This window comes from Oceanispirochaeta sp. (assembly GCF_027859075.1).
Lineage (GTDB): Bacteria > Spirochaetota > Spirochaetia > DSM-2461 > DSM-2461 > Oceanispirochaeta.
This window is the reverse complement of record NZ_JAQIBL010000030.1, coordinates 1-9,014: the sequence shown is the minus strand read 5'-3', so window position 1 is coordinate 9,014 and position 9,014 is coordinate 1. Positions and strand designations below refer to the sequence as shown.

Here is a 9,014-nt window from a genome sequence, read left to right as displayed (position 1 = left end):
CTTCCTTACCCCCGGATAGTCTCCCCTCTTCCATTGTTTCTGTATTTCAACCCCTGAAATCAGGGGTGTCTGATCGTCCACAAGAACTAGAAAATATTCCTTTTCTTTCATGAGACTGAGAACAGCTTCACCATCCTCGGCCTGATCGACTCTGTATCCGGCCAACCTGAGATGGCTGACGAGTTTTTTCCTGAAAAGCTTATCATTGTCGGCAATCAGAATTGCCCCGGTATTCCTGCCGGGCTGCCCACCCAGCCTGTAACCGCTGATAACAGTACCCTCCCCTTTAATGGGAGGCAGAGAGAGCAGAAACCGGGCTCCGTCAATGCAGGTAGGATCACAGGAGAGACTGCCTCCCATTTTTTCCGCCAGACTTCGGGCCACTGTGAGGCCCAGTCCGGGGCCGGTCCCCCCGGCGATAATCCGGGTAAAGGGTTTGAAAATATCTTCCCTCCGGGCCGCATCAATGGCGGGTCCGATGTTGCGGACTGTGATATTCATGGTAAAGAACTGAGACTCCACACGGTGAACTTTCAGTATGAGGTAAACTCCTCCCTGACTATGGCCTTCGGCATTTTCGATCAACCGCTCCAACAGCTCGTTTAACAAGGGGAAGCGGGTATGCAATGACTCGGGAACATCTCCCAGGAGGAGAACAAAGGAAGCAAATCCATGGTCACGGTGAAAAGAGCCGACCCGCAGGACCAGTTGATTCTGCCAGTCCTCCAGGGAACGTGTTTCATTGAGGGGCTGCTCATGAGTCCCTTCGTATAAGGCGGATATTTTGTCAGGAAAGGCCAGAAATGACAGATTACGGATGGTGGAATTCATTTCCTGCCCTGAAGACGTAATTCTCTCCAGTTTTTTTCTTGTTTCCTTCCGGTCATTATCATTATGCAGCAGTGTATCACTGTCTTCAATGATCCGGTTCAGGGGTGGAAGCCCTGTTTTCAAAAAATCGGCATAGTAATCACTGCGAAGCTGCAGGTCTTCCCTGACGGTGACATAGAGGTCATTGAGGATATCCAGCTGATCCCGGTAGTGACTGATATCCTTAAAATACATGAGTACCCCCTTCCCGCCGGAGACAGGGTCATCCATCTGATGAAAAGACAGCTCATAAGTCCTGGTTTCACCATCTCTGTCTGTAAATTTTCTCTCTTTTACAAGGGGCTTGGATCTGGTGCGGACCATACTGTCCAGTTTTCGAATCTCATCAGACTCCTGGGGAAACAGACTTTCCGGAGTAGATCCCATAATATTATTCCGGGAGAGTCCCCAGAGCTTTTCCAGTTCACGGTTGCACCAGTCATACTCGCCCTTGCTGTTTTTATAGACAACGGGTTCCGGATAGTGGTCCAGAATACTGTCAATGGACATCAAGCGTTCCCTGAGGTTCTGCTCTAACTGTTGATGGCGGATTCTCTCATCCCGGATCATGAGGGTATACTTTCTCTTGTAGTACAGAACGATAAGGCTGGTTGTGACAACGAGAACCGAAAGTATGGCCAGCACCAGAGCACTCTGCTCAAAGAGAGACATGAAGGCATTCCATTGTTTATACATAATAGGATTGCTGGCTCTTCAGCACTCTCCTTCTGGATGCTCTGATTTCATCTGCATAGTTCTCCAGTATTTCACTCAATCGGGACTTTAATATATCCATACTGAACTCATCCGAAGCCGCCTTGAAACTGAGATTGACCCGGAGGGTCCGGATGTTCTTGTGTGTCAGGACTTCATATATTTCGTCCAGTACGGAGTCAGCAATGATCAGCCTTCCATGCCTATCATAATGGTCCCGGATCTCTATGGGTTGAACACCGCACATCTTGATATCCGTTTTATAGACCAGGTAGGTCGTGGTCACCAGAGGAATCTTGGCGGCAATGGTTTCCAGAAGGGCATTGCCGAAGCCTTCCCATACAGGAAGAAAGGTGATCAGATCTGCATTGGTCAGGACATCCCTGTTTGTATAACAGCGTTTTCCATCCCGGACCGCCCTTTGAGAGCTCACACGGTCAGAAATCATACGCAGCCGAACACCATAGCGTTCGGCAATACCGATGATGTCCTTCAGATAGGTACTCTCCAGCTCATCCCCATGATAGAGGGAGATGATAAAATGAACTCTATCGGCCAATTGGGTATACTTTCTGCAGAATTTCCCGACCAGACGGATAGAATCTTCAATCCTTTTGCGGGGAACAATCCTTGTGGGTTGAACAATAAGAATATCCTCATCAGAAAAACCAAGATCTTCACGAAAATGGCTGTTGTAGTCGTCCATGACCGGAGGATGTTCAAAATCTTCACAGTTGGGAATAATATGAGGTTTGACCCGTTTAACCGAGGACAAAATATGTTCAGCATAGGATGAAATGACAACATGCTCAACAGAGAGGTTTTTAGGAGGCATGATTCTGTTGAGCAGCTGATCGATGCAGCTCTCGCTAAACCGGCTTCTTTCCCACCAGAAATCATGATGATGAAACAGGGCGGCGACGCTATAAACCTGAATCAGTTCATTCACCGCCACAGCCCCGAGGAGGGTCATGGGCATGGCATTGGTATTTTCGGCAATAATCAGATCAATTTTTTGAACCTGAATAAATTGATAGATGACCGCAGCTATCTCACGGCCTTCCCGGATTAATTCTTCCTCCAGGAGCAGTAATTTTTTCTCTGAGAGATGGGGAGGCCTCTTACTCAAGTAGGGGAAAACAAGGTTTTCATAGTATTCCTGGCGGGGTGATGAGAAACTGATGGCCTCGATGGTGAGTTGATGATCCTGAGGGACGTAAAGAAGCTCTGATGTATACAATCCGGCCACAGTGAACAGCCGGTGTCCCATTCCAGACAATACAGAGATCCATTTATCCGTCTCCAGGGAGACGCCGTCGACATCCCCGAGTTTACCGCTGATAAAGCAGATATTGAATTGATCATTCATATCCTTCATTTTAAGGGATCACAGTCCCAATATTCAAACTGGTATCTTCCTGGCTGACTATTTTTATACATAGACTCCCTTTATACCTTCAGAAAGGTGTAACCCACACCCCGGATTGTTTTCAGAAAACAAGGACAGGCGGGAGATTCTTCTATTTTTTCCCTGAGATGGCGGATATGAACATCCACCGTGCGTTCATCACCATAATGGGGACTGTCTCCGGACCAGACCCGGTTCAGGATTTCACTGCGGTTGAAGGTTTGGCCGGCATTCTTTAAAAAGAAAGAAAGAAGCTTGTACTCGATGGGTGTTAAATCGATTTCATGATCTTCTTTCTTCAGACTCATAAACTCACGGCTCAAGCGAAAAGAACCAAAATGAAAGTCCTGTTTTTCAGAATTTTCTGAAAAGGTACCGTAGGAACGCCGCAGCCGGGCATGTATGCGGGAGAGGAGCTCCCCTCTGCTGTAGGGTTTGACAATATAATCATCCGCCCCGTCTTCCAGACCGTTAATCTTGTCCCTGTCTTCATCGCGGGCTGTGAGCATGATCACGGGAAAGAGCTCACCCCTCCCCCGCAATTCCCGGCAGATCTCATAACCATCTTTTCCCGGAAGCCTGACGTCCAGCAGAAGGAGAGCGGGTGAGATTCCCGGCAGAGCCTTAAAAAATTCATCTGCCTCTCTAAAATGGAGGACATGATATCCTGTAGATTCCAATGTCAAAACCAGGCCTTTGGCTACGGATAAATCATCTTCTATGCTGACGATGAGGTAGTCGCTTTTCATGATCTTCTAATGTACACCGGATTAAATACTTTTCAAAGCAAAGGATAATTTTTTGATATGAATTTAAAAAGGCTGCCCCTCATTTAGGAGACAGCCCGGTATCGAAAAAAATGAATCAGAAAGACCCTTTGACGACATGGCAGGCCACATGATGCCCCGGAGCCAATTCTTCAAGAAGAGGATTCTCTTCCCTGCAGACAGGCTGAACCAGGGGACAACGTGATGCAAAACGGCATCCCGCAGGGGGATCAATGGGACTCATGACATCCCCCTTCAGCAGGACCCGTTTATTCTTCCTGGTCAGTTTGGGATCAGGAATGGGAATGGCCGAAAGAAGGGCCTTTGTGTAGGGATGCAGGGGATTTTTGTATAACTCGCCGCTGTCACAGACCTCCATCAGCCTTCCCAGATACATGACACCTATTCTGTTGGAGATGTGTTTCACCATGGACAGGTCATGGGCAATGAACAGATAGGTGAGTCCCATTTCGTTTTGAAGGTCTTCCATCATATTGACCACCTGTGCCTGAATTGAAACATCCAGAGCCGAGATGGGTTCATCACAAATCACCAGATCAGGTTCTACAGCCAGGGCCCGGGCAATGCCGATCCTCTGTCTCTGCCCCCCTGAAAACTCATGAGGATAGCGGTTGGCATGTTCCCTCTTGAGGCCCACATGATTCAGCAGATTGTAAATCCGCTCCTGACGTTCCGCCCCGGAGGCAATATTATGTGTGGAAATTCCCTCACCAATGATATCAGTGACGGTCATTCGGGAGTTGAGCGATGCATAGGGATCCTGGAAGATCATCTGAATCCTTTTCCGAAAGGGTTTCAAATCCTTCTCGGCCACCTTGGCCAGGTCGGTTCCATCAAAATTGATTTCACCTCCCGTGGCTTCATAGAGACGGAGGATGGTCCGGCCGGTCGTGGATTTACCACAGCCCGATTCTCCGACAAGTCCGAAGGTTTCACCCTTTTTTATCTCGAAAGAAACGTCGTCTACGGCTTTCAGATAGGATTTTTTCTGATTGAAAAGCCCTCCCCTGCTGACGGGGAAATATTTTTTAAGGTTTTTGATTTCAAGTAGGGCATCCTGTTTACTCACTTACGGCTCCTGCTTTTTCATATTTTGCTACCTGAGGAGCCTTCTCATGAAGGAGCCAGCAGGCGGATGAATGGCTCTCACTCAACGCAAAGGAAGGGGGTCTTTCGGTTAAACAGACTTCCATAGTGTGAGGACAGCGGCTTGTGAAGGGACAACCCTCAGGGGGATGGAGAAGGTCGGGTGGTGATCCTTCAATGGGGATCAGACGCTCTTTCTCACCCTGTGTGATTTTTGGTACCGACTTGTGGAGCCCCACGGTATAGGGATTCTGGGGATTGTAGAAGATGTCATCCTCTGTTCCCTGCTCCATGATGGTCCCGCCATACATAACGACAATATGATCACAGACCTCGGCGATTACCCCCAGATCATGGGTTATAAGGATGATGGAGGCATTAATCTTGTCTTTCAGATCGTTCATCAGCTCCAGAATCTGAGCCTGAATCGTCACATCCAGTGCAGTTGTGGGTTCATCGGCTATAAGAAGCATGGGATTACAAGACAGGGCTGTGGCGATCATGACCCTCTGACGCATGCCCCCGGAGAACTCATGGGGGAAGCTGTTGATCCGGCTTTCCGGTTCGGGAATACCCACGAGGCGGAGCATCTCCACGGCCTCTTCCTGAGCTTTTGACCGGCTGATCTTCTTGTGACGGCGGATGACTTCCACCATCTGATTCTTGATGGTATACACAGGATTGAGGGAGGTCATGGGGTCCTGAAAGATCATGGCGATCTCGTTCCCCCGGATGTCGGAAAGCTCCCTCTGAGAGAGTTTGGCCAGGTCTCTGCCGTCAAAAAGGATTTCTCCCTCTTTGATCCGGCCGGGTTCGTCGATAAGACCCATGATGGAAAGGGCTGTGACACTCTTCCCGCTTCCCGACTCACCGACGATTCCCAGAACGCCGCCTTTTCTCAGTTTAAACGAGGTTCCCCGAACGGCCTGAATCTCTCCATGATGAGTAAAGAAGGATGTTTTTATATTCTTAACTTCTAATAGTATGTCTTCCATTACAATTATCCTTTTCTCAGTCTAGGATCCAGAGCATCCCGCAGTCCGTCTCCCAGAAAATTGAAGGAGAGCATGGTCAGGGCAATGGCCATGGAAGGGAAAAACAGCTGATAGGGGTAGGACAACAGCCCCTGAAGGGCATCATTGGCCAGAGTACCCCAGGAAGCCATGGGAGCAGAAACCCCCAGCCCGATAAAACCGATAAAGGCTTCTGTGAATACGGCCTGAGGAATCATCATGGTCATTGAAACAATGATGGGACCCATGGCATTGGGAATAAGGTGACGGGAGATAATATGACTCTTGGAGACACCCAGGGCCCGGGCTGCCAGAACGAATTCCTGGGCTTTCAGGCTTAGAACCTGTCCGCGGACCAGACGGGCCATCACAACCCAGTAAACCGATCCCAGAGCAATGATCATGGTCCAGAGTCCCCGGTTTCCCACGATAACCATGATGATGATGACATAGAGAACAAGAGGAATCGAGTTCAGAATATCCACAATTCTCATCATGATTGAATCTGTCCGTCCCCCCTCATAACCGGCGGCGCTTCCATAAACAACACCGATGAAAAGATTCACCAGAGAAGCCACCAGAGCCACTGTCAGAGAAATCCGGGCACCGTACATAACCCGTATCATCAGATCACGCCCCAGGATGTCGCTGCCGAAGGGATAGGTCTTATTTCCCACCTTTTTCGCAGGTTTTGTGATCTCTTCCCCCCCATAAAGGAAGCTGAAGTCATAGGGATAGCCCATTTTATCCTTGAGCAGGTTGTAGGAAAAATCCAGGACCACTTTGACATCCCCATCTTCATAGGTATAAAGCTTATTGATGGGATCGGTCTTAGTTTTATCCAGCCGGCCGATGATTTCACCCTTCCCGGAAATTCGGAGTAGTTTGTAGTCATTGGACAGAAAGACAAAATAGTCCTCTTCCAGCTGATAGATCTCCATCCTCGGGGGCATGTTGGCATAATCCAGATTCTGATCCGAATAACTGGCTTTTACAAAGAGAGGACCAAATACGGCGATGAATACGATAAGGATTACACCGCAGAGTCCCACCATGGCCATGGTATGATTCTTCAGTCTTCGCCAGGCATCCTGCCAGTAGGTCAGGCTGGGACGCATTTGTTCCGGTATCTCGGTACTGCTTCTGTCGATAAACTCAAATTGACTGGAGTCCATTTTTACTTGCTCTCCTTTTCAAATCTGATTCGGGGATCAATGAAGGCATAGGCGATGTCTACGAGTAAAACCATCAAGACATAGAAGGCCGCATACATGACGGTAATCCCCATAATCACGGTGTAGTCCCTGTTGGACACACTCTCTACAAAATAGCGGCCGATCCCGGCGATGGCAAAGATCCTTTCCACCACAAAGGAACCGGTCATCAGAGCAGCGATGGTGGGTCCCAGATAGGTGACGACAGGGATCAGTGCATTTTTAACGGCATGTTTTCCGATGACAGACCATTCCCGGAGACCATTGGCCCGGGCGGTTCTGACATAATCCTGCCTGAGTACTTCCAGCATGCTTGAACGGGTCAGCCGGGCCACAAAGGACAGAGAGTAACCCGACAAGGCAATCACCGGTCCAAAATAACTGGCGGGAGTGCTTAGACCGTAAGGCGGAATCCAACCCAGCTTCCCTGCAAAAAAGTATATCATCAGAGATGCAATGACAAAGCTGGGAATAGTGACTCCCAGAGTGGCCATAAACATCACGAAGTAGTCGATGGGTTTATTCTGCTTCAGCGCTGAGATAATGCCGAAGGGCACACCGAGAATAGCGATCAGGAGACAGGCTAAAAACCCGATTTTTGCGGTCGCCGGAAATCCCGTAATGATGAGTTCATTGACTGAAATTCCAGCCTTGGAGAAAGAGGGACCTAGATCGAAGGTAAATAAGCCTTTCATATAGTCCAGGTACTGCATGTACAGGGGCTGATCTAATTTATATTTTTCATTCAAAACGCGCATGATTTCCGGAGGAACTGGCCGTTCTCTTGTAAAAGGGCCGCCCGGGATGGAGTGCATCATAAAAAAAGTAACCGTGGCGATTACAATAATCGTCAACAGCGAATAGATCAGACGCCGTACGAAATAATTTCTCATACAGGAAACTCCTCAGTGTGGCTTTGCGCAGCAAAACGCACCATGTTTTTCTAAGTGAGGCTTTGCGAAGCAAAACGCACCAGTTTCTAAGTGTGGCTTTGCAAAGCAAAACGCACCAGTTTCTAAGTGTGGCTTTGCGAAGCAAAACGCACCAGTTTCTAAGTGTGGCTTTGATAAAAAAAGGCTGTCCTCCAGAAGGGAAGACAGCCTTCAACGTTTTATTTGTTATTCAGCTAGATAGGCTGTTGTAAAGTCCATCTGACCCAGCATACTTCTATCCCATCCTTTAATTTTAGGACTGGAAAGAAAGAAGTCAGTATAGTGATATACAGGAACGATAGGCATATCCTTCATCAGGATATCCTGTGCCTTATACAATGCTTTAAAATGCTCTGCTCCAACAGTTGAAGAGGCGACGGCCATGGCTTCATTGTAGGCAGGATTGTTATAGTTGGGATCATTGTAGTCGTTTCCGTCGACAAAAATGGCCAGAAGACCCATGGGGTCGAGGAAGTCAGTCAGCCATCCACCCCGGGACACTTCATAGTCCCCGGCTTTTCTGGTGTCCTGAAATACGGCCCATTCCTGGTTTTCGAGAGAACACTCAATTCCCAGATTGGTTTTCCACATTTCCTGAACCATCTGAGCTACAAGCTGATGACTCTCTGCGGTATTGTAAAGTAGTGTAAATTTAGGAAATCCTTTTCCACCGGGATATCCGGCTTCGGCAAGGAGTTTCTGTGCTTCTGCTACAGAACCTGAACCGGTGGAGACACCATAGGTTCCTGCAGTTTTAAAGAAGTCTTTCCCGTTATTGTCGGGAAATCCGGGAGGTACAAAACCTGCGGCAGGGACTTCTCCGCTGGCTTTTGTTTCAACAATTTGTTCTCTGTTGATGGCATAGGCCAGTGCTTTTCTTACACGCACATCTTTCCACATGGGAAGATCCATGTTGAAGTTGTAGTAGTAGGTTCCCAGAAGAGGAAAAACATAGAATTCTGGATTCTCGGCAATGAGTTTGGGAACTT

General features: G+C 48.3%; 8 protein-coding genes. All 8 read right to left on the bottom strand.

Annotation, left to right across the window (positions count from 1 at the left end; translation table 11 throughout):
* Positions 1-1,566, bottom strand: a 1,566-nt coding sequence (locus tag PF479_RS01925) for an ATP-binding protein (RefSeq protein WP_298001687.1), incomplete at its 3' end; no start/stop codon positions are given.
* Positions 1,559-2,962, bottom strand: a complete 1,404-nt coding sequence (locus PF479_RS01920; protein WP_298001685.1) for a glycosyltransferase family 4 protein — start codon at positions 2,960-2,962, stop codon at positions 1,559-1,561. The genes PF479_RS01925 and PF479_RS01920, both read right to left, overlap by 8 nt.
* 71 nt (positions 2,963-3,033) lie before the next feature.
* Positions 3,034-3,741: a response regulator transcription factor gene (locus PF479_RS01915; RefSeq protein WP_298001683.1), complete on the bottom strand. Its 708-nt coding sequence runs from the start codon at positions 3,739-3,741 to the stop codon at positions 3,034-3,036.
* 115 nt (positions 3,742-3,856) lie between these two features.
* Complete coding sequence (locus PF479_RS01910; RefSeq protein ID WP_298001681.1) at positions 3,857-4,849, bottom strand: ABC transporter ATP-binding protein; 993 nt, start codon at positions 4,847-4,849, stop codon at positions 3,857-3,859.
* Positions 4,842-5,861 carry an ABC transporter ATP-binding protein gene (locus PF479_RS01905; RefSeq protein ID WP_298001679.1) on the bottom strand — a complete coding sequence of 340 codons (1,020 nt, stop codon included), beginning with the start codon at positions 5,859-5,861 and terminating at the stop codon, positions 4,842-4,844. Before PF479_RS01905 ends, PF479_RS01910 begins: the two co-directional genes overlap by 8 nt.
* 5 nt (positions 5,862-5,866) lie before the next feature.
* Complete coding sequence (locus tag PF479_RS01900; protein ID WP_298001677.1) at positions 5,867-7,054, bottom strand: ABC transporter permease; 1,188 nt, start codon at positions 7,052-7,054, stop codon at positions 5,867-5,869.
* Between the two features lie 2 nt (positions 7,055-7,056).
* Complete coding sequence (locus PF479_RS01895; protein WP_298001675.1) at positions 7,057-7,986, bottom strand: ABC transporter permease; 930 nt, start codon at positions 7,984-7,986, stop codon at positions 7,057-7,059.
* A gap of 225 nt (positions 7,987-8,211) precedes the next feature.
* Positions 8,212-9,014, bottom strand: an 803-nt coding sequence (locus PF479_RS01890; protein WP_298001673.1) for an ABC transporter substrate-binding protein, incomplete at its 5' end; no start/stop codon positions are given.